The following is a 23,214-nucleotide window of genomic DNA, read 5'->3' as shown; positions in this document are numbered from 1 at the left end:
GCGCGCGCTCACGCGCCGCCGACGACCCACGCCAGCGCTTCGTTGCGCGCGCCGGGCTCGAAGACGCGGTAACTGATGCGCGGCAGCAACGAGCTCTCGATCTTCGTCGCCGCGCGAATCCAGCCCTGATCGGCAACCACCGCGACGCGACCGAAGCGATCCAGCTTGCCGAACAGCGGCAGCGCGCGCTTCATATAGGCGCCCAGTCCCGCGATCTCGATGCTGTCGATCGCCTGCGTCTCGACGAAGACGTGGACCTTGTCATGACACGCCATCGCGCCATCGAGGCGGTCCATGATCGCGTCGAGTTCGCTGCCGCTGATCCGGTCCGATACCTTGAGCGCGATCACATCGTCCGCGCTGTCGATCATGTCGAGCATGGCCTTTCTCCTGCTTCGTCCCTACGCGCCGCTGCGCCCGGCCGTTCCATCGGGGTACCGCCGTCGGCCCGGCACCAGCGGCGAGCCGAAATCCGCCGGGACACCGGCACGGACCGGAAATCGACGGTCGGAACCCGCCCTCAGTTCCGCGGTGCCTGCCGGCGATAGCTCAGCGCCTCGGCGATATGGATGCGGCCGATCGTCTCTGCCCCGGCAAGGTCCGCGATCGTCCGCGCCACGCGCAGCATCCGCGTATAGCCGCGCGCCGACAGCCGCATCGCCTCGGCCGCCTGCGCGAGCAGATGGCGCCCCGGCTCGTCGGGGGTGGCGATGGCTTCGAGCAGCTCGCCGTTGATCTCGGCATTGGTGCGCGCCTTGTGCCTGGCATAGCGCGCCGTCTGGACCGCACGCGCCGCGGCGACGCGCGCCGCGACCTCGGCGCTGCCCTCGGCGGGCGGCGGCAGGACGAGGTCGGCGGCGCTCACCGCGCGCACCTCGACATGCAGGTCGATACGGTCGAGCAGCGGCCCCGACAGCTTCGCCTGATAGTCGGCGGCGCAGCGCGGCGCGCGGCTGCACGCCAGCGCCGGATCGCCCAAATGGCCGCAACGGCACGGATTCATCGCGGCGATCAGCTGCACGCGCGCCGGAAAGGTGACGTGCGCATTGGCGCGTGCGACGCTGACCTCGCCCGTCTCCAGCGGCTGGCGCAGGCTGTCGAGCACCCCGCGCTGGAATTCGGGCAGCTCGTCGAGGAACAGCACGCCCAGATGCGCGAGACTAACCTCGCCGGGGCGCACACGCAGCCCGCCGCCGATCAGCGCCGGCATCGACGCCGAATGATGCGGGCTGCGGAATGGCCGCGCGCGGACCAGCCGCCCGCCTTCCAGCCCGCCCGCGACCGAGGCGATCATCGACACCTCCAGCGCTTCTGCGGGGGTCAGTTCGGGCAGGATGCCAGGCAGGCAGGCGGCCATCAGCGACTTGCCCGCCCCCGGCGGCCCGACCATCAGCAGGTTGTGGCCGCCCGCCGCCGCGATTTCGAGCGCGCGCTTCGCCGTCTCCTGCCCCTTCACCTGCGCCAGGTCGGCGGTGCGCACCGGCGCCGCGACCTCGCCCGGCACCGGCGCGGGCAGCAATGCGGCGCCCTTGAAATGCCCGAGCAGCGACAGGAGGTCGGGCGCCGCGAGCACCTCGACATGCCCCGTCCATGCCGCCTCCGGCCCCTGCACGGCGGGGCAGACGAGCCCGCGCTCGACGCTGCCCGCGTGCAGCGCAGCGAGCAGCACGCCCGGCGACGCCGCGACGCGCCCGTCGAGGCCGAGCTCGCCGACGACGACATAGGCGGCGAGCGTTTCGGGATCGACGACCCCCATCGCGCCGAGCAGAGCGAGCGCGATCGGCAGGTCGTAGTGCGAGCCCTCCTTGGGCAGATCGGCGGGCGACAGGTTGACCGTGATCCGCTTCGGCGGCAGCGCAAGGCCGATCGCCGACAGCGCCGCGCGCACCCGCTCGCGGCTTTCGGCGACCGCCTTGTCGGGCAGGCCGACGACCGCGAAGGCGGGCACCCCGGGCGCGATCTGGCACTGCACCTCGACCCCGCGCGCCTCGAGCCCGAGATAGGCGACGGTCGAAACGATCGCGACCAATGATACCCCCTTGCAGCCGGCCCCCATTTGTTCCCCATCCTTCATAGGCGGGAGAGGCCGGGCGTCGAGTCCCTTTTTGTCGGGGACAGGAATCGCGCGGGAATGACGGAGACAAAAAGGGAGGAATTTCGCGCAGAGGCGCAGAGTCCGCAGAGATTTTTGTTCGCGCGGAGACGCGGAAGCGCGGAGAAGAAAGAAGAAAATGGCGGCTTTGCCGCCTTCCCCTTTTCTTTGCGATCTCTGCGCCTCTGCGCGAAATCCTGTCCCAAGACCGTCATCGCCGTCCAATTTGACATCATACCAACCAGTTGGTATGTAAATCTCCATGACGCCGACTCACCCCTCCCCCCCTCCGACGCCGCCCCGCCGCGCACCGCGGGGCAGCGCGCGCGCGAAGCTGATCGCCGCCGCGCATCAGGAGGTGCGGCGGCACGGCTATGCCGCGACCACGGTCGACCAGATCTGCGCCGCCGCCGGGGTGACCAAGGGCGCCTTCTTCCACCATTTCGAATCGAAGGAGGCGCTGGCGGTCGCCGCCGCCGAAGCGTGGACCGAGCGGGCGCGGCCGATGTTCGACATGCTGCCGCACACGAAGCTGGAGGACCCGCTCGACCGGCTGCTCGGCCATATCGATTTCCGCTTTTCGCTGCTGCACGGCCCGGTCGACGGCTTCACCTGCTTCATCGGCACGATGGTGCAGGACGCCTATGCGACCAGCGAGCCGATCCGCCTCGCCTGCGAAGCGAGCATCGCCGCCTATTGCGAAGCGCTCTCCCCCGACATCGAGGCGACGATGGCGCAATATGGCGCGCCCGACGGGATGACCGCGATCGATCTCGCGCGCCATATCCAGTCGGTGCTGCAAGGCGGCTTCGTTCTGGCGAAAACCACCAACGATCCGGCGATTGCCCGGGAAAGCGTCGCCCATCTGACGCGTTATGTCCGCATGCTGTTCGGACGGACGTGACCGCCGCGAAACCATCCCCTGACGCCTTCCCCTGAAGCCTTCCGACGAGAGAGGAATTTCCGATGCCCACCCCCAGGATGATCTTCGTCAACCTGCCGGTCCGCGACCTCGACCGGTCGATCGCCTTCTACAAGGCGCTTGGCTTCGCCAACGAGCCGCGCTTCACCGACGAGACCGCCGCCTGCATGGTCTGGTCCGACGCGATCTTCGTGATGATCCTGACGCACGACAAGTGGCGCAGCTTCACCGATAGGCCGATCCCGCCGACGACATCGAGCGAGGCGATGCTCGCGCTGGCCCTCGACAGCCGCGAGGCGGTCGATGCGATGGTCGCGGCCGCCGCCGCCCACGGCGGCACCATCGACGTCAACCCGGTGCAGGAACATGGCTTCATGTACGGCCGCGACATTCTGGATCCCGACGGCCATGTCTGGGAACCATTCTGGATGGACCCGGCGGTCGCGAACGGCGACGCGCCCCCTCCCGCCGCCTGAGGCGACGAAAGGAGCGGCATCATGCCCGTGAACCCCGCCGCCACGATCGAGATCGCCGCCTTCGACTGGGTGCCCGATTTCGCGCGCGGTTTCGTCCGCGACCTGCGCCCGCGCTGGGCGTGCGAGGAGATCGGGCTCGACTATGCCGAGCGGCTGATCAGCGCGGTCGACCGCCCGCCCGAATATTTCCGCGACCAGCCATGGGGGCAGGTGCCGGTGCTGCGCGATGGCGACGTGCATCTGTTCGAAAGCGGCGCCATCCTGCTGCATCTGGCGGAAAAGGACGAGCGGCTGCTGCCGCGCGACCCGCAAGGCCGCGCGACCGTGACGAGCTGGTTGTTCGCCGCCTACAACAGCATCGAACCGGCGATGTTCGAACTGTCGACCGTCGACCTGTTCGCGGCGGGCGAGCCGTGGGCGAAGCTGCGCCGGCCCAGCCTGATGGACTTCATCCATACCCGCTTCGGCAGGCTCGCCGAGGCGCTGGGCGACCGGCCGTATCTCGCGGGCGATTTCAGTGTCGCCGACATCGCGATGGCGACGGTGCTGCGCGAGGGTATCGAATCGGGCGCGGTCGCCGAGCATCCGCGGCTCGAGGCCTATCTTGCCCGCTGCCTCGAACGCCCCGCCTTCGACCGCGCGCTCAAGGCGCAGTTCGCCGCCTTCCGCGAAGAGGCGGGACCGGCGGAAAGATAAGCATAAGCCCCTCCTCTTCACAAAGAGGGGGAAGACAGAGCAGGAGAGAGATGATGACCTATGTCGAAGGCTTCGTGCTCGCGGTCCCGACCGCCGAGCAGGACAAATATCGCGACCTTGCCGCCCGATCGGTGCCGCTTTTCAAGGAGTTCGGCGTGCGTCGCCACGTCGAATGCTGGGGCGACGACATCCCCGTCGGCAAGCTCAACGACTTCCGCACCGCGGTGCAGGCGAAGGACGGGGAGACGGTCGTCTTCAGCTGGTTCGAATATCCCGACCGCGCGACGCGCGACGCCGCGAACGAGAAGATTCGCACCGATCCGCGCATGGCGGAGATGGGCACCGACATGCCAGGCGACGGCCAGCGCATGATCGTCGGCGGCTTCGCGCCGATCGTCGAGGAAGGGCTCGGCGGATCGATGGGTTATACCGACGGCTTCGTATTCGCGGTGCCCGACGCCAATAAGGAGGCCTATCGCGCGCTCGCCGCCCGGGCTTCGCTCGTCTTCCTCGATCATGGCGCGACGCGCGTCCTCGAATGCTGGGGCGACGACGTGCCCGACGGCAAGGTCACCGACTATCGGCGCGCGACGCATGCAAAGCCCGGCGAGACCCCCGCCTTCAGCTGGATCGAATGGCCCGACAAGGCGGCGCGCGTCGCAGGCTGGGAAAAGGTCATGGCCGACGAGCGGATGCGGCACGATCCGAACGATCAGAGCTTCGACGGCGCGCGCATGATCTATGGCGGCTTCGTCCCGATCGTCGACGCCTGACATCCCCACCGCCGGGACGCACAAGGAGAAGGACGATGACGAATCCCAAGGGCAGCTTCATCTGGTACGAGCTGATGACGAGCGACCCCGACGGCGCAGCGCGCTTTTATGGCGCTGTGGTCGGCTGGACGATCGCGGCGCACGGCGACCCCGCGGCCGGCGGCGTCGATTATCGCATGATCGGCCGCAGCGACGGCGGCCAGGCCGGCGGCGTGCTGGCGCTGAACGCCGACATGCTGGCGGGCGGCGCGCGGCCGGCGTGGCTCGGCTATCTCTATACCCCCGATGTCGACGCCACGGTCGCGGCGATCGGGGCCGACGGCGGCAGCGTCCACATGCCGCCGACCGACCTGCCCGTCGGGCGCATCGCGATGCTGGCGGACCCGCAGGGCGCGCCCTTCTACGTCATGAACCCGATCCCGCCCGCGGGGCAGGAGGACATGGACAGCGACGCCTTCTCGGTCACCGAGGCGCAGCATGTCCGCTGGAACGAACTGATGACGAGCGATCCCGACGCCGCGATCGCCTTCTACCGCAGGCATTTCGGCTGGGGTCAGGAAGGTGCGATGGATATGGGCGCGCTGGACGCCTACCGCTTCCTCCAGGTCGGCGACGTCGGCATCGGCGCGGTAATGCCGCTGATGCCCGAAACCCCGGCGCCGGCCTGGACCTTCTACATCGGGGTCGACGACATCGACCGCGCCGCGGCGGCGGTCGCGGCGGCCGGCGGCACGGTGACCAACGGCCCGATGGAAATCCCCGGCGGCGAATATGCGATGAACGGCATCGACCCGCAGGGCGCCGCCTTCGGGCTGGTGGGGCCGCGGCGCTGACAGACAAGTCCCTCCCCCGAAGGGGAGGGGCGTTGGAAGAGGAGAGAAACCATGACCATCCCCGCCAACCAGGCGCCGACCGGCGGCCTGACCCCGCACCTGACGATCCGCGACAGGCGCGCGGTCGAAGCGATCACCTTCTACACCGCCGCCTTCGGCGCGAGCGAGGTCGTGCGCGTCCCCGCCGACGACGGCGTGCGGCTGATGCACGCACACCTGCATCTCAACGGCGCCTCGCTGATGATCCACGACGATTTCCCCGAATATACGGGCGGTCCGGCACCCGCGCCGGCCAGCGTCGTGCTGCACCTGCAGGTCGACGACACCGACATCTGGTACGACCGCGCCGTTGCCGCCGGCGCCGAAAGCGTGATGGCGCCCGAAAACATGTTCTGGGGCGACCGCTATGCGCAGGTGCGCGACCCGTTCGGCCACCTCTGGTCGCTCGGCACCCCGCTGCAAGGAGAGGAAGGATGACCCGCGATCCCGTCACGCTGTGCCTGTGGTACGATAAGGATGCCGAGGAGGCCGCGGCTTTCTATGCCGCCACCTTCCCCGACAGCCGCGTCGGCGCGGTCCACCGCGCCCCCGGCGACAACCCGAGCGGCAGAGAGGGCGACGTGCTGACCGTCGATTTCACCGTGCTCGGCATCCCGTGCGTCGGCCTCAACGGCGGCCCCGCCTTTCCGCACAGCGAGGCTTTTTCCTTCCAGATCCATACCGGGACGCAGGAGGAAACCGACCGCTACTGGAACGCGATCGTCGGCAACGGCGGCCAGGAAAGCATGTGCGGCTGGTGCAAGGACAAATGGGGCCTCAACTGGCAGATCACCCCGCGCGCCCTGACCGATGCCGTGATGGGCGACGACAAGGCGGCGGCGAAACGCGCGTTCGAGGCGATGATGACGATGAAGAAGATCGACGTCGCGGCGATTGAGACCGCGGTGCGGGGGGAGCCGGGGTGACGCGCCGCCGCCTCTCCCCCTCGCCCCTGTCCGCCTGGCTGCTCTGCGGCACGCTCGATATCGTCTATGCCGCGCTCTGGAGCCTGTCGGCGGGCGGCACCGTCGGCGGCATGCTGCGCGGGGTCGCCAAGGGGCCGTTCGGCGACGCCGCGGGCGACTGGGGTCTCGGCGGCGCGCTGCTCGGCCTCGTCACCCACTATGCGATCATGGGCGCGATGGTCGCGGCCTTCGTCCTGCTCGCGCGCCATTGGGCGGGGCTGCGCCGCTGGCCGTGGGGATGGGTCGGCCTTGTCTATGGCCTGATCCTCTATGGCGTGATGAACGGCATCGTGCTGCCGCTGCGCTTCGGCACGCCCTTTCCACCCGCCGACCTGTTCAAGGGCGCGGTCGCGCTCTTCCCCCACATCTTTTTCGTCGGACTGCCGCTCGCATGGCTGTTCGCGCGTCCGGAGGCCCGCTGATGCTGATCTATTACGGCCACCCCTTCTCCTCCTACACGTGGAAGGCGCTGATCGCGCTCTACGAGAAGGAGCTTCCCTTCGATTACCGCGTGATCGGCCCCGACACGCCGCAGCATGGCGACGAGTTGCGCGCGCGCTGGCCGGTCGGCAAGTTCCCGCTGCTCGTCGACGGCGACACCGCACTGTTCGAGGCTTCCATCATCATCGAGCATCTCGACGCGCTCGCCCCCGAGCCGCGCCTGATCCCGGCGGACCGCGACGCGGCGCTGCGCGTCCGGCTGCTCGACCGGGTGTTCGACAATCATGTGATGACCCCGATGCAGGAGGTGGTGGCCGACGCGCTGCGCGGGCCGGAACATCATCTCCAGATCATCGTCGACAAGGCGAAGGAGTCGCTCGAGACCGTCTACCGCTGGCTCGATACCGAGTTGGCCGGCGGCGGCTGGGCGACCCCCTACGGCTTCACCCTCGCCGATTGCGCGGCGGCGCCCTCGCTCTTCTATGCCGACTGGGTGCACGAAATCGCGCCCGCCTACGCCAATCTGCGCGCCTATCGCGCGCGGCTGCTCGCGCATCCGTCGGTCCGCCGCTGCGTCGAGGATGCGCGGCCCTATCGCCCCTTCTTCCCGCTCGGCGCCCCCGATCGCGACTGACCCGCAAAGGAGAAACAGCATGTCCGACGATCCCCGCGAACTGTCGATCTCGATCCGCATCGCCGCGCCGCCCGACGCGGTCTGGCGGGTGATGACCGAGCGGATGGCCGAATGGTGGTGTCCGAAGCCGTGGACCGTCACGCTCGACGACGTCGACCTGCGCCCCGGCGGACGCTGCGCGATGACGATGCGCGGCCCCGACGGCGAAGTGCAGCCGACCGACGGCCTGTTCCTCGAGGTCGTGCCGGGGGTGCGCTTCGTGACCACCGATGCGGTGGTGCGCGGCGCCGACGGCCGCATCGCGCCGCGCGATCCGTTCATGATCGGCGGCTGGGAGATCGCGCCCGACGGCGCCGGCACCCGCTTCACCGGCTGGGCGCGCCACTGGAGCGATGAGGCGCGCCAGCAGCATCAGGACATGGGCTTCACCGCTGGCTGGACCGTCGTCGCCGAACAGCTCAAGGCGCTGTGCGAAGCCGCCTGACGGAACGTCCCGAAACGCGGTTAACGCCGCGCTGACCGCATGGCTTGACGCTCTGGTAGGCGCCCGCGCGCGAGAGCGGCGTTATGATCCGCCCGCCCGCCTTGCCGCCCGCGCTGCTGCGTTCCGCGATCGTCGCCCTGCTGGCGGCGGCGCTCGCCTTCGCCCCCGCGCAGGCGCAGACGGTGGTGACCATCACCACCACGATCGACTGGACCTATGAAGAGGTGGACGGTCCGGCCGCCATTCTCGACCGGACCGCCCTCGACGAAGACGCGGCGCTGCTCGACGATGCGGCGCTCGCCGATGCGACCGACCTCGGCGCGACGCGGCGTTATGCGCCCGCCGCGACGCTCGCGACCCTCGGTCCCGCGAAGGCGCGCTTCGGTCCCTTCGCGGTGGTCGACGCCGGCACCGCGCGCATGGCGGGCGACGTCACCGCGGCGACGCCGCGCCAGTTCGCGGCGATGCTCGCGGCCTTTCCGGCGCTGCGGCGAATCGAGATGATCGACTGCCCCGGCAGCCTCGACGAAGAGGCGAACCTGATCCTCGCCCGCGCGATCCGTCGCGCGGGGCTGGAAACCGTCGTGCCGAGCGGCGGATCGGTGCGCTCGGGCGCGGTCGAACTGTGGCTCGCCGGCGCCGTCCGCCGCGCCGCGCCCGACGCCGAATTCGGCGTCCACAGCTGGATCGACGAAGAAGGGCGCGAGGCGAACGACTATCCCGCCGACGATCCCGTCCACGCCGAATATCTGGGGCTCTATCGCGAACTGGGGATGGACGATGCCAGGGCGCGCGCCTTCTATGCGCTGACCAACAGCACGCCGTTCGACACCGTCCGCACCCTGACGCGCGCCGACATGGCCCGCTTCGTCGCGCTCGACTGACCCCGCCGCCGCATAGCGAGCCGTCGTGTCGGCGCACCCGGCCGACGTGCCCTATCCTTGCAACACGCCGCCCGCCTTCCCACATCGCCGGGCATGGCGAAGCCGAATCTCTACCAGCGGTTGCGGGCGAATGCGCAGGTGCGCTACGCGCTGTTCGTGACCGGCGTGCTGCTGATGATCGTCGCGGCGCTGATCGGGCCGCTGCCCGGTCCCGGCTTCGTCATCCTCTTCCCGATCGGGCTGATGCTCGCGCTGCAGAACAGCCTGTGGGCAAAGCGCCGCTATGTCCGGTTCAAGATGCGCCACCCGCGCTACGGCGACTGGGCCGACCGGCTGATGCGGCGGGTCAGCGCGGCGCGGCGGCGCGCGCGCGCCGCGCTCGACCGGCTCGATGGCGATTGACTTTGCGCCGACTCTCGCCTATCCGCGCCCCCACTGGCGGCCGCCCGCGTTTGGCGGCCCTTTTTCGTTGCAACGATTGAAGAGATTTTGGGGATTTCGCGATGAAGCGCACCTATCAACCGAGCCGCCTCGTGCGCAAGCGCCGCCACGGCTTCCGCGCCCGCAAGGCCACCGTCGGCGGCCGCAAGGTCCTCGCCGCCCGCCGCGCCCGCGGCCGCAAGAAGCTGTCGGCCTAAGCGCCGTCGCTTCGCCGCCGAGCCTGGAAGGATCTGGGCTGGTGCGAACGCTCTCCAGACGCAGCGAGTTTCTGGCCGCGAATCGCGGCCTTCGCTTTCCCATGCCCGGCTTCGTCCTGCTCGTCCGCCCGCGCGGCGACGGCGACGACGCGCCGGGTATCGGCTTCACGGTCAGCAAGAAGGTCGGCAACGCGGTCGTGCGCAACCGGATGAAGCGCCGCCTGCGCGCCCTCGCCCGCGCCGCCCTGCCCGAATCGGGGATCGCGGGCGCCGACCATGTGCTGATCGGTCGCCCCGGCGGCAACGCCATCGCCTTCGCCGAGCTGGCCGGACACCTCGATTCGGCGCTGAAGCGCGCCGCGAAGAAGCTGGCGCAATGAGAGGCTGTCCTGCATTGCTTCGCTGGCATAATATTTCGGCATGAGCATGGCCCTGCCCGTATCGAACATGCGAATCGCGCGTGAAGTTCGGCGGTTTCCGGGGCGTTCCGCATGATCGCCCGGCTGCTGATCCTGATCGCGCGCGGCTGGCAGCTCGGTCCGTCGCGCATCCTGCCGCCGACGTGCCGCTATGCGCCGTCGTGCAGCGAATATGCGATCATCGCGCTGAAGCGTCACGGTGCGATCAAGGGTGGCTGGCTGGCGACAAAGCGGCTATTGCGCTGCCACCCTTGGGGCGGACACGGTTACGACCCGGTGCCATGAGACAGGCATTTCCCGACATTTGTTGAGATGAAGAGAGACCGAAAAGCGTGGATGACAAGCGGAACCTGATCGCGGCGATTTTACTGTCGGTCGCCATCCTGCTGGGCTGGAACTTCGTCGCGGAGAAATTCTTCCCGACCCCCGCCAAACCCGACGTGACCACCACGGTCGCCGGGACCGACGCGAACGGCGCGCCCGCCGCGACGCCGCAGGGTCAGCCAAGCGGCCTGCCCACGCCCCCGGCGCAGGTCGCGCCCACCGCCAAGGCGACCGTCCCGGTCGAGGCGGCGCTCGCCGCGGACAACCGCGTGGCGATCGAGACCCCGGCACTGTCGGGTTCGATCAACCTCGTCGGCGCGCGCATCGACGACATCACGCTGACCCGCTACCGCCAGACGATCGAGAAGAATGCGCCGCCGGTGCGCCTGTTCGCGCCGGCGAACACCAAGGCTGCCTATTTCGCGAGCGTCGGCTGGTCGGCGCAGGGGATCGAGGTTCCCGGCCCCGCAAGCGTGTGGACCGCGTCGGGCGCGAAGCTGACCCCGACAACGCCGGTGACGCTGAACTGGGCGAACCCGACCGGCCAAACCTTCCGCATCGAATACAGCATCGACGCCAATTATCTGATCACCGCGAAACAGACGATCGCCAACACCGGCGCCGCGCCGGTGACGGTCAGCAGCTATGCGCTGATCGACCGCCTCGGCAAGCCGACCGACCCGCACGAACAGGATAGCTGGACGATCCACGTCGGCCCGACCGGCTATCTGGGCGGCAAGTCGGTGTTCGACGTCGACTACAAGGACCTCGATAAGGACGGCGCGGTCAAATATGATTCGGCGGCGTGGCTCGGCTTCACCGACAAATATTGGCTCGCCGCGATCATCCCGGCAAAGGGCGAGCGCGTCACCGCGTCGATGAGCGCCCCCGCGCCCGACAATTACCAGACCCTGTTCGCACGCGATTTCCGCCAGATCGCCCCCGGCACCCAGGTCACGACGACCAGCCGTATCTTCGCCGGCGCGAAAGAGGTGCGGACGCTGTCGGCCTATCAGGACGACCAGGGCATCACCCGCCTGTCGAACGCGATCGACTGGGGCTGGTTCGAATTCTTCGCGGTGCCGATCTTCAAGCTGCTCGACTGGCTGTTCCGCCAGATCGGCAATTTCGGCGTCGCGATCATGGTGCTGACCCTGATCATCCGCGGCGCGATGTTCCCGATCGCTCAGCGCCAGTTCCACTCGATGGCGCAGATGCGCCTCGTCCAGCCGAAGATGAAGGCGCTGCAGGAGCGCTTCAAGGACGACAAGCCGAAGATGCAGCAGGAGCTGATGAAGCTCTACAAGGACGAGAAGATCAATCCGCTCGCCGGCTGCCTGCCGATCGTCATCCAGATTCCGATCTTCTATGCGCTCTACAAGGTGCTGATGCTGACGATCGAGATGCGGCACCAGCCCTTCGCGCTGTGGATCAAGGATCTGTCGGCGCCCGACCCGCTGCATTTCCTGAACCTGTTCGGCCTGCTGCCCTTCACCCCGCCGTCGCTGCTGGCGCTCGGGCCGCTCGCGCTGATGCTGGGCATCACCATGTTCCTGCAGTTCCGCCTGAACCCGCAGGCGACCGACCCGGTGCAGCAGCAGGTGTTCAAGATCATGCCGTGGCTGTTCATGTTCATCATGGCGCCTTTCGCGGCGGGGCTGCTGCTCTACTGGATCACCAACAACGTGCTGTCGATCGCGCAGCAGCAGTGGATGTATCGCAAGTTCCCGCAGCTCAGGACCGCGGTGGCGAAGTGACGGATGGTGCCGACGACAGGAGCGAACGCGCGCGCAAGCTGTTCGCGGGTCCGATCGCCTTCCTGAAATCGGCGCCCGCGCTCCAGCATCTGCCGGCGCCGGGCGTGCCCGAGATCGCCTTTGCGGGCCGCTCGAACGTCGGCAAGTCGTCGCTGCTCAACGCGCTGACGGGACGGAACGGCCTTGCACGCACCTCGGTGACGCCAGGGCGGACGCAGGAACTCAACTATTTCGACGTCGGCAGCCCGCTGGCCTTCCGCCTCGTCGACATGCCCGGTTACGGTTTCGCCAAGGCGCCTAAGGACGTGGTCCGGAAATGGCGCTTCCTGGTCAACGACTATCTGCGCGGTCGCGCGGTGCTCAAGCGCACACTGGTGCTGATCGACAGCCGCCACGGCATCAAGGACGTCGACCGCGAGGTGCTGGCGATGCTCGACGTCGCGGCGGTCAGCTATCGCCTCGTCCTCACCAAGGCCGACAAGGTGAAGGCGAGCGACCTTGCCGCCGTCCACGCCGCGACCGAGGCCGAGGCGCGCAAACACCCCGCCGCGCATCCGGAGGTAATCGTGACGAGCAGCGAAAAGGGCATGGGAATCGCCGACCTGCGCACCGCGGTGCTGGAGGCGGTGGAGTCATAAATTCCCCCCTCCCGCTTGCGGGAGGGGTCGGGGGTGGGCATGAAGGCTGCAACCGCCGCCGCTCGCCTGCGGCTCGCCCCATCCCTAACCCCTCCCGCAAGCGGGCCGGGAATGAGAGTGACGCATGAAACTGGTCATCGGCAACAAGGCCTATTCGAGCTGGAGCCTGCGCGGCTGGCTGGCGGTGCGGCAGAGCGGCCTCGCATTCGAGGAAGTCAACGTCCCGCTCTATGACGAGGATTGGTCGAACCGCCGCGAGGGCGACGAGTTTGCGCCGTCGGGCGGCAAGGTGCCGATCCTGTGGGACGGCGCGGACATCGTCGTCTGGGACAGTCTGGCGATCATCGACTATCTCAATGAAAAGACCGATGGCGCGCGCGGCTATTGGCCGGAGGATTGGGCGGCGCGCGCGATGGCGCGGTCGATGGCGGCCGAAATGCACTCGGGCTTCGCGGCGCTGCGCCGCCATCACAGCATGAACATCCGCCGCATCTACCCCTCCGCCGACCTGCTGCCCGAGGTGCAGGCCGACGTCGTGCGCATCATGCAGATTTGGGCCGAGGCCCGCGCGCGCTTCGGCGGCGAGGGCGATTATCTGTTCGGCGAATGGTCGGCGGCCGACATGATGTTCGCGCCGGTGGTGACGCGCCTCATCACCTATTCGATCCCGCTACCGCGCTTCGCCGTTCCCTATTGCCAGGCGGTGGTCAGCCACCCGCACATGCAGGAATGGATCGGCGGCGCGCAGGCCGAGGATTGGGTGATCGAACAGTTCGAGGGGCCGGCGGAGGGCTGACGCCCGTCGCGGTCCCCCGGCGAATCAGGGGATGCGCTTCGTCGGATAGGGCGTCCCGTCCTTGTGGAAATAGCCGTCGGGCGTAAACAGCATGTCGATGTCTGAATAGCCGCCGCCGGTGTCGCACCGCTTGCCGCCGCCCAGCGCGACGAACACGCAGTCGGCGTCCGATTCGTTGATCAGATGGTGGCCGTTGGTGCTGCCCTTGGGCCACACGGCGATATCGCCCGGCCGCATCGGCCAGCGGCCGTCGTCCTCGACGAGCACCGCCTCGCCGGCGATCATCACCAGCATCTCGTCCTCGCCGTCGTGCCAGTGGCGCTGCGACGACCAGGCGCCGGGTTTCAGCACGACGTGGCTCGCGACGAAATCGGTGAGCCCCGTGGGCGGCGCGAGGCGGCGATACCAGCGGCCCTGGACGGGCGCATCGTAGGGCGCGGGATAGCCGGTCGCGTTGGTCTGCGGGATCGCGTCGAGGTCGAGCTTGGGCATGGCGGTCCTCCTGCCCCCTTCTTGCCGCCCGCGCCGCGCGAAGTCGAGATGCTCCCCGGCAAGGCGCGCCCGACGATTGGTGTCTCGACTTCGCTCCGCCCGAACGGCTAAAAGCCGGCGATGATGACCATCGACCCCGTCGACCTCGCCAAAGCGCTGATCGCCGCGCCCAGCGTGACCCCCGCCACCGGCGCCGTGTTCGACGTGCTCGAAGCGGCGCTCGCGCCGCTCGGCTTCACGGTCGAGCGCTTCATCGACGGGATCGAGCCCGACGGGCCGGTCGAGAATCTGCTCGCCGTCCGCAAGGGCGCGGGGCCGCGGCATTTCGGCTTTGCCGGGCATCTCGACGTCGTGCCGCCCGGCATCGGCTGGACCGGCGACGCCTTCGACCCGCAGGTCCGCGGCGACCTGCTCTACGGCCGCGGCGCGGTCGACATGAAGGGGGCGATCGCCGCCTTCGTCGCTGCGGCGGCGGCGACCCCGCCCGAAGCGGGCACGATCAGCCTGATCGTCACCGGCGACGAAGAAGGCCCGGCGGTCTTCGGCACCCGCGCGCTGATCGAGCATATGGACGCGCGCGCGCTGAAACCCGACCTGATCGTCGTCGGCGAGCCGACCTCGATGCAGCGGCTCGGCGACATGGTGAAGATCGGGCGGCGCGGCTCGGTCAACATCTGGATCGACGTGCCGGGGACGCAGGGGCACGTCGCCTATCCACACCTCGCCGACAATCCGATCCCGAAACTGGTGCGCATCCTCGCCGCCATCGACACGGTGACGCTCGACGAGGGCACGCGCTGGTTCCAGCGCTCGAACATCGAATTCACCGATATCGAGGTCGGCAACGGCGCGACCAACGTCATTCCCGCCTCGGCGCGGGCGCGGCTGTCGATCCGCTTCAACGACCAGCAGCGCGGCGCCGAGTTGATCCAGATGGTCGAACGCATCGCGCAGGATGTCGAACCGAATGCCAAGGTCGTCGGCAAGATCTCGGGCGAGGCCTTCCTGACCCCGCCGGGCGCGCTGTCGGCGCTGGTTTCCGACGCGATCCACGCCGAAACGGGCCTGACGCCAGAATTGTCGACCACCGGCGGCACCTCCGACGCGCGCTTTCTCCACACGCTCTGCCCGGTGGTCGAATTCGGCCTTATCAACGCGACGATGCACAAGCTCGACGAAGCGGTCGCGGTCGCGGATCTGCAAACGCTCGCCGCCATCTATCGCGGCATATTGACGCGCGCGTTCGGCGCCTGACTCTATCCCTCGCGCCCCCGGCGCAGGATCACATACACCGCGCCCGCCCCGCCGTGGCTGACGTGCGCGGGGCGCAGCGCGACGATCCGGTCGGCGTGCGGCGAGGCGGCGAGCCAGTCGGCGAGCGAGGCGCGGATCGCGCCGCGCGGGCGCGGCCCGCCATGCATCTGCGGCAGGCGGTCGGCGCCCGGCCGCATCCGCCCCGCAACGACGAGCAGCACCCGCGCGCCGCGCTGCAGGGCGTGGCCGATCGCCGTGTCGAGCAGCGCCTGCGCCGAGGCGAGGCTATGGCCGTGGAGGTCGATGCTGCTGTCGGGGCGGACCTGCCCCTTGCGCAACCGCCGGTCCCAATGGCTGTCGAGCGTCGCCGCGGCGTGGGTGCGGCGCAGCGGCGGCAACGGCGACGGCGAGGGAGCCCGCGCGGCCGGCGGCGCGGCGCTCCGCGGCGCCGGCTTCGGCGGCCGGACGGCGGGCGGGGCCTTGGGTTCGAGCGAAGGGACCGACTTGCGGAGCGGTTCGACCGTCGCGGCGACCTTTTTCCAGAGCGCGCTTTCCTCCGGGGCGAGCCGCCGCGGCATCGCGGTCAGCGCCGCGCGGTCAGCCGCGCCACGGCGGCGCGCGGCAGCAGGATCAGCGCCGATCCGCGCGCCGCCATGCCGCCCGCGATCGCGCGCGCCTGATCGCCCGCGCCCCAGAAGCTGTCGAAGCGGTTGGCGCCCTTGATCGCGCCGCCGGTGTCCTGCGCGATCCACAGCCCATTCGGTTCGGCCCGGTCGAGCGACAGGATAACGGGAGCACCGAGCGGCACATATTTGGGATCGGCGGCGACGCTGCTGCGCCCCGTCACCGGCACGCCGAGCGCGCCCAGCGGGCCGGGGCCGGTCAGTTCGCGAAAGAAGACCCAGCTCGGATTCTCGTTCATCACCGCGGCGCCGCGCACCGGATCGGCGCGCAGATAATCGAGGATGCCCTGCATCGACGCCTGCCCCGGCTGAAGCTCGCCGCGGTCGAGCAGCAGCTTGCCGATGCCGACATAGTCGCGCCCGTTCTGGCTGTCATAACCGATGCGCATGATCGACCCGTCGGGCAGGCGCAGCCGCCCCGATCCCTGCACCTGCAGGAAGAAGAATTCGGCGGCGTCGGCCGCCCAGGCGATTTCGAGCCCGCGTCCGCCCAGCGCGCCGCGCTCGATCGCCGTGCGGTCGTAATAGGGAACGAAGGCGTTGCCGTCGACGCGGCCGCGGATCTTCCTTCCCTGCAGCGCGTCGGAAAAGAGACCGAGATCGACGTCGATCAGATCGGGCGGGCGGCGATAGATCGGCACGTCATAGCCCGGACGCCGGTCGCGCGATGCCGCGATCTCGGGCTCGAAATAGCCGGTGACGAAGGCGGTGCCCGCGCCGATCTGCACGGTGCCGAAATAGCGGCTGAAGAAATTGCCGGCGTCGCGGTCGGGCCAGCCCGCGGCGGCCTGGCAGCTTTCGGTCCATTCGCCATTCTGCGTGAGGCCGCTCGCGTCGGCACGGCGCTGCACCGAGGGGCAGCTCAGGCGGAAGGCCTTGAGCGCGGCGGTCGCCTGGTCGGGCGCGATGCCCAGTTCGGTATATTCGGGGCCCAGCACGACGCCCGCCTCGGCGGCGGTTGTCGCGGTCGCCGGCACCGCCAGCGCGGCGAGCGGCGGGCGCGGCGTCGCGGGGATCGGCTTGGCGGCGGCGCCGGGGGGCGTCGACGGGCGCGGCTGATAGGGGCGCGTCGGCCCGCTCGGCGCGGGCGGCGGCTGTGGCGCTGTCGGCGGAGCGGATGGCGGCGCGGTGCCGGGGCGTGCGCCGCCGGCCTCGGGAATCACCGACGCGCAGGCCGACAGCAGCGGCAGCGCGGCGAGCAACGCATAGCGGCCGATACGCGATACCCTCGGTCGATGGCTTTTCCCACGCTTCGCACGCACGGCGGTCCGGACGGCAGCCGTCCCGTCGCCTGCCCCCCGCCCGTCGCGCGGCATGCGGGTCAGGCCGCCTCGGCTTCGTCGAGCAGCCAGTTGGGATCGCTGGCGCCGATCGCGCGGCGGAAGGTCCACAGATCGTTCGTCTGCGCCGCGTCGCTCATCGAACCGGCGATCATCCGCCCGTCGGCGTCGCGCGTGACGGCGCTGATGTCGGCCTGATAGCGCACCGTGATGCGCGCCTCGCTGCGGTTCATCTCGACCGCGGTGATCTTCGCCGAATCGATGCCGATCAGGCGGTTCTCCAGCGTTTCGCCCCGCGCCGCACGCGCATCGATCGCCGCGACGAAGGCTTCGTAACTGTCATCGTCGCACAGGTCGCGCAGCGTGTCGCGGTCGCCCGCCCAATAGGCCTCGAGGATCATGCGATACGCCGCCTCGGCACCCTCCATGAAGCGCCCGGCGTCGAAATTCCGATCGGCGGCGAGCAGCGCGCGCAGCCCCGCTTCGGCCGCGGGTTCGTAGACGAGGCCCGAGGTCGCCGGCGCGCCCGGCTGCGGCGCGGTCTGCGCGTCGCTTTCGTCGAGGCGCACGGGCGCGCGCGCCGTGCGCTCGTCGCGACGCGGCAGCACCGGCTCCTGTTCATGCCCCGTGCGCTTGCCGAGGACCGAATAGAGCCGCATGCCCAGAAAGGCGGCGATCATGGCGAGCAGGACGATCGAAAAAGCGGTCACAGGCAGATATCCGATGCGGACGGTGGGGAAAGTCTCGATTCCAACATAGGCGATACGCCGCCATGTTTCAAATCTCCATGGCCGCAGCCGCGCGGCAGGTCAACGATTCGCCCGCCGCAAATGCGGCATATGCAGAGTGGTGACCGTGCCCCGGCCTCGCTGGTAGCATGACGCGAGCCGGACCGTCAGTTTGGCAATGAAACTTGCGTGTCTAAAATTTGGCGTTGAGAATGAAGAAATGAAGCAACGACTCGCTATCCTTGCGCCCTTGGCCATGCTCCTCGGTGGATGTTCATACAGCTATGACGTCATCGCCGTCGTTCGTGACGGGCGGATAGTTTTCGTCGTCGATCCCAAATCATCAAGCTCGCCGTCTTGTCTTCGACGTATCGAAGTTTCCGCTGTGGACGAACGAGAAAGCGTCTGGCGAGAAAGCGTGGATTATGACGACGACTGCGCCAACAAATTTCCCATTCCTTATGGCGAGAGTTTCAAAGGTCGCCATCAACCGGAATGGCCTGCCATCAAAGCCAGCCCTTTGCGGCGAGGTGTAGTATATGAGGTAGGCACCACGACGGGCGCAACCGGATATGGTGGCGGGAGATTTATCATCAACTCAGATGGTCGCGTGAAAAACCTGACGTTGAATGACGGTGCGGAACAGTCCGAGCAGGCAACGGGCGCGAAATAGCCGTTGACGCTGGCAGCGCCTTCGAGCGGGCGCTGCTACAGGGGGATGGCGGAAGCGGTGGGATTCGAACCCACGATAAAGCCGGTCCGGCGCCCATTGTGCTCGCCGCCCGCCGCTGCTAAGCGCCCGGCAACCGTCCGCCGCCTGCCCCTCGGGACAGGGGACCGGACCCTTCCCGACCAGAGAATGAAGGCATTTTGGACATGGCCGAAGAGACCAGCAGCGACTTCACCCCCGAAACCCTGTCCAACGGCGAGGACACCAGCCCGGCGATCGGCCTGATCTCGCAATATGTGAAGGACCTGTCGTTCGAGAATCCGAACGCGCCCGCCGTCTATCAGTGGCAGGCCGCGCCGCAGATCGACGTCCAGTTCAACATCGGCGCCGACGGCGTCGGCGAGAATCTGTTCGAAGTGACGCTGAAGATCGACGTCACCTCGAAGGCCGACGAGGGAACCGCCTTCGTCATCGAGCTGAAATATGCCGGCCTGTTCGGGGTCCGCAACGTCCCCGAGGACCAGCTCCAGCCCTTCTTCCTCGCCGAGGCGCCGCGCATCCTCTTCCCCTTCGCGCGCCGCGTGGTCGCCGATGCGGTGCGCGACGGCGGTTTCCCGCCGCTGCTGCTCGAACCGATCGATTTCCACGGCCTGTTCCTGCAACAGGCCCAGGCGCAGGCCGAGGGCCAGGGCGACATCCCCACGCCGGTCGGCCAGGCCTGACCCGACCGGACGGGCGCAGCGGGGTGGGCCCCTCGACCTTGCGCGACGCGGTGAATCGCCCCTCTCCCGCCCCTGAAGGGGAGGGGGCTTCGGGATGAGCAGCCTCGTCCGCAGCGTCGGGACGATCGGCGGACTGACGCTGGTCAGCCGTATCTTCGGCTTCGTGCGCGACATGCTGCTCGCGCGCGTGCTCGGCGCCGGGCTCGCGGCCGATGCCTATCAGCTCGCCTTCACTCTGCCCAACACCTTCCGCCGCCTGTTCGCCGAGGGCGCCTTCTCGGTCGCCTTCGTGCCGATGTACAGCCGCGCGCTGCACGGCAGCGAGAGCGAGGGCGGCGGAGAGGCGGCGGCGGCGCGCTTCGCCGACGATGTGCTCGCGGTGTTCCTGTGGGTGCTGCTGGTCTTTTCGGCGGTCGCGATGATCGCGATGCCGGCCATCGTCTGGATTCTCGCGCGCGACTATCAAGACGTGCCCGGAAAGTTCGAGCTCGCGGTGCTGCTGAGCCGCATCACCTTCCCCTATCTCGGCTTCATCAGCCTCGTCGCAATGCTGTCGGGGGTGCTCAACGCGCGGGCGCGCTTTGCGCCGGGGGCCTTCGCGCCGGTGCTGCTCAACATCGTGCTGATCGCCGGGATCGTCGCCGGCTGGAAACTGCGCGGCGACAGCGGCGACGACCGCATCGTAGCACTCGCGCTCGCCATCTCGGTCAGCGTCGCGGGGCTCGCGCAATTCGCCTATCTGTGGTGGGCGGTGCGCCGCGCCGGCCTGCGCCTGCATCTGCGGCTGCCGAAGCTGACGCCCGAGGTGCGGCGGCTCGGCATGCTGATCCTGCCCGCGACCTTCGGCGCCGGCATCTATCAGATCAGCCAGTTCGTCGACACATTCTTCGCCACCTCGCTCCCGCAGGGTTCGCTCACGCTGCTCAAGCTCGCCGATCGGCTCAACCAGATGCCGCTCGGCATCGTCGGCATCGCGCTCGGCACCGCGATCCTGCCGATGCTCGCGCGCCACATCCACGCGGGCGACGCGGCAGAGGCGCAGCGCCTGCAAAGCAACGCCTTCGAGATGGCGACGCTGCTCACCCTGCCGGCCGCCGCCGCGCTCGCCATCTGCGCGCCCGCCTTCACCGCCGCCTTTTTCGTCGGCGGCAAGTTCACCGATGCCGACGGGGCGATCATGGCGAACATCGTCGTCGCGCTCGTCGCCGGCCTGCCCGCCTATGTCATCGTCAAGATATTGAACCCCGGCTTCTTCGCGCGCGAGGATACGCGGACGCCGGTGTGGACCGCGCTCGCCTCGCTGATCGTCAACATCGCGATCAACCTCTATGTCGTGCGCCGCTTCGGCATCGTCGGGCTGGCGGGCGCGACCGCGGTTTCGGCCAGCCTCAACTGCCTGCTCCTCTACATCGTTCTCCACCGGCGCGGCTGGTTCCATTTCACCGCGCGGCTTGCGAGCCGGATCGCGCGCCAGATCGTCGCGGTCGCGGCGATGGCGGCGCTGCTGTGGTGGATGATGCCGCGCCTCGCGCCCCATTATGCGGGCAGCGCATTCGAGCGCGTCTGGTCGCTGAGCGCGCTCGTCGTCGCTGGCGGCGCGGTCTTCTTCGCCGCCGCTTTCCTGGTCGGCGCGCTTGACAAGGAGCTGCTCGCCATGTTGACGCGGCGCCGCCGCACTGGAGCGGCGACCACGAAGGAATAGGACATGCGGATCGTTTCGGGCATCCAGCCCACCGGAAACTTGCACCTCGGCAACTATCTGGGCGCGATCCGCAACTGGGTTCGGATGCAGGACGACGCGGCGGCGCAAGGCGGCGATTGCCTCTTCTTCCTCGCCGACCTTCATGCGATCTCGATGCCGCACGTGCCCGCCGAACTCACCGCGAGCACGCGCGCGATGACCGCGGCGCTCGTCGCCTGCGGGATCGACCCCGATCGGTCGACCCTGTTCAACCAGGCGCGCGTCCCCGCGCATGCCGAACTCCAATGGCTGCTCAACGGGACCGCGCGGCTCGGCTGGCTCAACCGGATGACGCAGTTCAAGGACAAGTCGGGCAAGAATCGCGAAAGCGCTTCGGCGGCGCTCTACACCTATCCGGTGCTCCAGGCGGCCGACGTGCTGCTCTATCAGGCGACGCACGTCCCGGTCGGCGAGGACCAGAAGCAGCATCTCGAACTGGCGCGCGACATCGCGCAGAAGTTCAACAATGATTATGCCAGCGAGGAGGCGCCGGTCTTCACCCTGCCCGAACCGATCATCCCCGCCGATGCCGCGCGGATCATGAGTCTGCGCGACGGCAGCGCGAAGATGTCGAAATCCGACCCGTCGGACATGAGCCGGATCAACCTGACCGACGATGCCGACGCGATGATGCAGAAGGTGAAGAAGGCGAGGACCGATCCCGAGCCGCTGCCGTCGGAGGCGGCGGGGCTGGAAGGGCGGGCGGAGGCCCGCAACCTCGTCGGCATCTATGCGACGCTGGCCGACGTCGGCGTCGACGCCGTGCTGCGCGATTTCGGCGGCCGGGGCTTCGGCGCCTTCAAGCCCGCGCTCGGCGAACTGCTGGTCGAAAAGCTCGCGCCGATCAACGCGCGCTTCGTCGCGCTCAGGGACGATGTCGCGGCGCTCGACGCGATTCTCGAGCGCGGCGCGGCAAAGGCGCGCACCCTTGCAAAGCCGACGCTCGACGCCACATATCATGTGCTGGGGCTTTGCCGGTAAGGTCCGGGGATTTTTCGGAACGAAATCGCGGCGAGCCGGGTTCAACCAAGGTTAAGTCGCATCGGCATAGTCATGGGGTAAAGCGTGGAGTCATCCGCGCACCGAATACGGAGCATGACAATGAGCAAGACGAATCTCCGGCGGCTGGGTCTCGCTGCCATGACAGGGGCGGCGCTGGCGCTCGCCGGCTGCGCGACCCCGTTCCGCGCCGACGTCGCGCGCTTCCAAACGCAGCTTCCGGCACCGCAGGGGCAGAGCTTCGCCATCGAGGCGGCCAATCCGGCCCTGCAGGGCGGCATCGAGTTCAGCCAGTACGCCAGCCTCGTCGCCGGCGAACTGACCCGCTACGGCTATCGCCCCGCCGCGCCGGGCGAGAAGGCCGACCTCGTCGTGCGCATGGACTATGGCATCGACAAGGGCCGCGAACGCGTCGTGTCGAGCCCCGGTTTCGGCGATCCCTGGTATGGCGGCTACGGGTTCAACCGCGGCTTCTATCGCCCGATGGTGATACGCGGCCCCAACGGCCGGCGCTATGTCCACGGCTGGTACGATCCCTGGTATTGGGGCGGTTTCGGGCCCGGCTGGGGCTATAACGACGTTCAGAGCTATACCGTCTATACCAGCGGCCTCGACCTGCAGATCGACCGCGCGGCCGACGGCCATCGCCTGTTCGAGGGTCACGCGCAGGCGCAATCGCGCAGCAACGATCTTCAGCAGCTGGTGCCGAATCTCGTCGAGGCGATGTTCACCGGCTTCCCCGGCAATTCGGGCGAGCGGGTCCGCATCACGGTGGCCCCGCCCGAAAAGCGGTAAGCGCACGCGACCCCCGTCCTTCTCCGGCGCGCGCCGCGC

General features: G+C 68.7%; 30 protein-coding genes. 24 read left to right on the top strand and 6 right to left on the bottom strand.

Annotation, left to right across the window (positions count from 1 at the left end; all coding sequences use genetic code 11):
* Window positions 1–8: 8 nt before the first annotated feature.
* Both SGRAN_RS03810 and SGRAN_RS03805 read right to left on the bottom strand, forming a co-directional pair.
* The gene (locus SGRAN_RS03810; RefSeq protein WP_067180699.1) at window positions 9–380 is read right to left on the bottom strand and encodes a SpoIIAA family protein; all 372 of its coding nucleotides are present in this window, start codon (window positions 378–380) and stop codon (window positions 9–11) included.
* Between the two features lie 140 nt (window positions 381–520).
* Window positions 521–2,029 (bottom strand): YifB family Mg chelatase-like AAA ATPase, encoded by a 1,509-nt coding sequence (locus SGRAN_RS03805; RefSeq protein ID WP_067186863.1) that lies wholly within the window; start codon window positions 2,027–2,029, stop codon window positions 521–523.
* Window positions 2,030–2,354: 325 nt separating this feature from the next.
* Here SGRAN_RS03805 and SGRAN_RS03800 point away from each other — a divergent pair, with 325 nt between their 5' ends.
* The 18 genes from SGRAN_RS03800 to SGRAN_RS03715 all read left to right on the top strand — a co-directional run bounded on the left by SGRAN_RS03800 (window position 2,355) and on the right by SGRAN_RS03715 (window position 13,811).
* Window positions 2,355–2,996, top strand: a complete 642-nt coding sequence (locus SGRAN_RS03800; protein ID WP_067180695.1) for a TetR/AcrR family transcriptional regulator — start codon at window positions 2,355–2,357, stop codon at window positions 2,994–2,996.
* 62 nt (window positions 2,997–3,058) lie between these two features.
* Window positions 3,059–3,490, top strand: coding sequence for a VOC family protein (locus SGRAN_RS03795; RefSeq protein ID WP_210434196.1), 432 nt, complete (start codon window positions 3,059–3,061; stop codon window positions 3,488–3,490).
* 21 nt (window positions 3,491–3,511) lie between these two features.
* Window positions 3,512–4,186: a glutathione S-transferase family protein gene (locus SGRAN_RS03790; RefSeq protein ID WP_067180689.1), complete on the top strand. Its 675-nt coding sequence runs from the start codon at window positions 3,512–3,514 to the stop codon at window positions 4,184–4,186.
* 53 nt (window positions 4,187–4,239) lie between these two features.
* A complete protein-coding gene (locus SGRAN_RS23285) occupies window positions 4,240–4,959 on the top strand; it encodes a DUF1428 domain-containing protein (protein WP_067186861.1) in 720 nt (239 codons plus the stop codon).
* A 35-nt stretch (window positions 4,960–4,994) separates the two neighbouring features.
* Window positions 4,995–5,792 carry a VOC family protein gene (locus tag SGRAN_RS03780; RefSeq protein WP_067180686.1) on the top strand — a complete coding sequence of 266 codons (798 nt, stop codon included), beginning with the start codon at window positions 4,995–4,997 and terminating at the stop codon, window positions 5,790–5,792.
* 51 nt (window positions 5,793–5,843) lie between these two features.
* The gene (locus tag SGRAN_RS03775; protein ID WP_067180683.1) at window positions 5,844–6,269 is read left to right on the top strand and encodes a VOC family protein; all 426 of its coding nucleotides are present in this window, start codon (window positions 5,844–5,846) and stop codon (window positions 6,267–6,269) included.
* Window positions 6,266–6,757: a VOC family protein gene (locus SGRAN_RS03770; RefSeq protein WP_067180680.1), complete on the top strand. Its 492-nt coding sequence runs from the start codon at window positions 6,266–6,268 to the stop codon at window positions 6,755–6,757. Before SGRAN_RS03775 ends, SGRAN_RS03770 begins: the two co-directional genes overlap by 4 nt.
* Window positions 6,754–7,218, top strand: a complete 465-nt coding sequence (locus tag SGRAN_RS03765) for a hypothetical protein (protein ID WP_067180677.1) — start codon at window positions 6,754–6,756, stop codon at window positions 7,216–7,218. The genes SGRAN_RS03770 and SGRAN_RS03765 overlap by 4 nt, the downstream gene beginning before the upstream one ends.
* A complete protein-coding gene (locus tag SGRAN_RS03760; protein WP_210434195.1) occupies window positions 7,218–7,871 on the top strand; it encodes a glutathione S-transferase family protein in 654 nt (217 codons plus the stop codon). The genes SGRAN_RS03765 and SGRAN_RS03760 overlap by 1 nt, the downstream gene beginning before the upstream one ends.
* Window positions 7,872–7,890: 19 nt before the next feature.
* On the top strand, window positions 7,891–8,355 hold the full coding sequence (locus tag SGRAN_RS03755) for an SRPBCC domain-containing protein (protein ID WP_067110577.1): 465 nt from the start codon (window positions 7,891–7,893) through the stop codon (window positions 8,353–8,355).
* An 83-nt stretch (window positions 8,356–8,438) separates the two neighbouring features.
* The gene (locus tag SGRAN_RS03750) at window positions 8,439–9,239 is read left to right on the top strand and encodes an alpha/beta hydrolase (RefSeq protein WP_067180674.1); all 801 of its coding nucleotides are present in this window, start codon (window positions 8,439–8,441) and stop codon (window positions 9,237–9,239) included.
* A gap of 93 nt (window positions 9,240–9,332) precedes the next feature.
* Complete coding sequence (locus SGRAN_RS03745; RefSeq protein WP_067110582.1) at window positions 9,333–9,641, top strand: hypothetical protein; 309 nt, start codon at window positions 9,333–9,335, stop codon at window positions 9,639–9,641.
* A gap of 101 nt (window positions 9,642–9,742) precedes the next feature.
* The gene (rpmH, locus tag SGRAN_RS03740; protein ID WP_003046693.1) at window positions 9,743–9,877 is read left to right on the top strand and encodes a 50S ribosomal protein L34; all 135 of its coding nucleotides are present in this window, start codon (window positions 9,743–9,745) and stop codon (window positions 9,875–9,877) included.
* 41 nt (window positions 9,878–9,918) lie between these two features.
* On the top strand, window positions 9,919–10,257 hold the full coding sequence (gene rnpA / locus SGRAN_RS03735) for a ribonuclease P protein component (RefSeq protein ID WP_067180671.1): 339 nt from the start codon (window positions 9,919–9,921) through the stop codon (window positions 10,255–10,257).
* 111 nt (window positions 10,258–10,368) lie between these two features.
* Window positions 10,369–10,581: a membrane protein insertion efficiency factor YidD gene (gene yidD / locus SGRAN_RS03730; RefSeq protein ID WP_067180668.1), complete on the top strand. Its 213-nt coding sequence runs from the start codon at window positions 10,369–10,371 to the stop codon at window positions 10,579–10,581.
* Between the two features lie 47 nt (window positions 10,582–10,628).
* Complete coding sequence (gene yidC / locus SGRAN_RS03725; RefSeq protein WP_067180665.1) at window positions 10,629–12,377, top strand: membrane protein insertase YidC; 1,749 nt, start codon at window positions 10,629–10,631, stop codon at window positions 12,375–12,377.
* Window positions 12,374–13,015 carry a ribosome biogenesis GTP-binding protein YihA/YsxC gene (yihA, locus tag SGRAN_RS03720; protein WP_067180662.1) on the top strand — a complete coding sequence of 214 codons (642 nt, stop codon included), beginning with the start codon at window positions 12,374–12,376 and terminating at the stop codon, window positions 13,013–13,015. Before yidC ends, yihA begins: the two co-directional genes overlap by 4 nt.
* A 124-nt stretch (window positions 13,016–13,139) precedes the next feature.
* Window positions 13,140–13,811, top strand: a complete 672-nt coding sequence (locus SGRAN_RS03715; protein ID WP_067180659.1) for a glutathione S-transferase family protein — start codon at window positions 13,140–13,142, stop codon at window positions 13,809–13,811.
* Between the two features lie 24 nt (window positions 13,812–13,835).
* On the opposite strand, the gene SGRAN_RS03710 is transcribed toward SGRAN_RS03715, so the two are convergent.
* The gene (locus tag SGRAN_RS03710; RefSeq protein WP_067180656.1) at window positions 13,836–14,303 is read right to left on the bottom strand and encodes a cupin domain-containing protein; all 468 of its coding nucleotides are present in this window, start codon (window positions 14,301–14,303) and stop codon (window positions 13,836–13,838) included.
* A gap of 120 nt (window positions 14,304–14,423) precedes the next feature.
* Between SGRAN_RS03710 and dapE the strand changes: the two genes are divergently transcribed.
* Window positions 14,424–15,557 carry a succinyl-diaminopimelate desuccinylase gene (gene dapE, locus SGRAN_RS03705; RefSeq protein ID WP_404950396.1) on the top strand — a complete coding sequence of 378 codons (1,134 nt, stop codon included), beginning with the start codon at window positions 14,424–14,426 and terminating at the stop codon, window positions 15,555–15,557.
* Between the two features lie 2 nt (window positions 15,558–15,559).
* Here the strand turns inward: dapE and SGRAN_RS03700 are convergent, their stop codons facing one another.
* The 3 genes from SGRAN_RS03700 to SGRAN_RS03690 are packed head-to-tail and all read right to left on the bottom strand — an operon-like array spanning window position 15,560 to window position 18,230.
* Complete coding sequence (locus SGRAN_RS03700; protein WP_067180653.1) at window positions 15,560–16,135, bottom strand: Smr/MutS family protein; 576 nt, start codon at window positions 16,133–16,135, stop codon at window positions 15,560–15,562.
* A gap of 5 nt (window positions 16,136–16,140) precedes the next feature.
* On the bottom strand, window positions 16,141–17,502 hold the full coding sequence (gene mltA, locus SGRAN_RS03695; RefSeq protein WP_311880615.1) for a murein transglycosylase A: 1,362 nt from the start codon (window positions 17,500–17,502) through the stop codon (window positions 16,141–16,143).
* Between the two features lie 59 nt (window positions 17,503–17,561).
* Window positions 17,562–18,230 carry a Tim44/TimA family putative adaptor protein gene (locus tag SGRAN_RS03690; RefSeq protein WP_082737060.1) on the bottom strand — a complete coding sequence of 223 codons (669 nt, stop codon included), beginning with the start codon at window positions 18,228–18,230 and terminating at the stop codon, window positions 17,562–17,564.
* Window positions 18,231–18,420: 190 nt separating this feature from the next.
* Between SGRAN_RS03690 and SGRAN_RS22095 the strand changes: the two genes are divergently transcribed.
* The 5 genes from SGRAN_RS22095 to SGRAN_RS03670 all read left to right on the top strand — a co-directional run bounded on the left by SGRAN_RS22095 (window position 18,421) and on the right by SGRAN_RS03670 (window position 23,175).
* Entirely contained in the window at window positions 18,421–18,921 is a 501-nt protein-coding gene (locus tag SGRAN_RS22095; protein ID WP_210434194.1) for a hypothetical protein, read from the top strand.
* 203 nt (window positions 18,922–19,124) lie between these two features.
* Window positions 19,125–19,640, top strand: coding sequence for a protein-export chaperone SecB (gene secB / locus SGRAN_RS03685; RefSeq protein ID WP_067180650.1), 516 nt, complete (start codon window positions 19,125–19,127; stop codon window positions 19,638–19,640).
* Between the two features lie 94 nt (window positions 19,641–19,734).
* Window positions 19,735–21,342, top strand: a complete 1,608-nt coding sequence (gene murJ, locus SGRAN_RS03680) for a murein biosynthesis integral membrane protein MurJ (RefSeq protein WP_067180647.1) — start codon at window positions 19,735–19,737, stop codon at window positions 21,340–21,342.
* A gap of 3 nt (window positions 21,343–21,345) precedes the next feature.
* Window positions 21,346–22,362 (top strand): tryptophan--tRNA ligase, encoded by a 1,017-nt coding sequence (trpS, locus tag SGRAN_RS03675; protein ID WP_067180644.1) that lies wholly within the window; start codon window positions 21,346–21,348, stop codon window positions 22,360–22,362.
* Between the two features lie 120 nt (window positions 22,363–22,482).
* A complete protein-coding gene (locus SGRAN_RS03670; RefSeq protein ID WP_404950394.1) occupies window positions 22,483–23,175 on the top strand; it encodes a DUF4136 domain-containing protein in 693 nt (230 codons plus the stop codon).
* The last annotated feature ends 39 nt before the right edge of the window (window positions 23,176–23,214 follow it).

This window comes from Sphingopyxis granuli (assembly GCF_001559015.1).
Lineage (GTDB): Bacteria > Pseudomonadota > Alphaproteobacteria > Sphingomonadales > Sphingomonadaceae > Sphingopyxis > Sphingopyxis granuli.
Note: the sequence above shows the minus strand (reverse complement) of the source record. Positions and strands in the feature narration are given on the sequence as shown.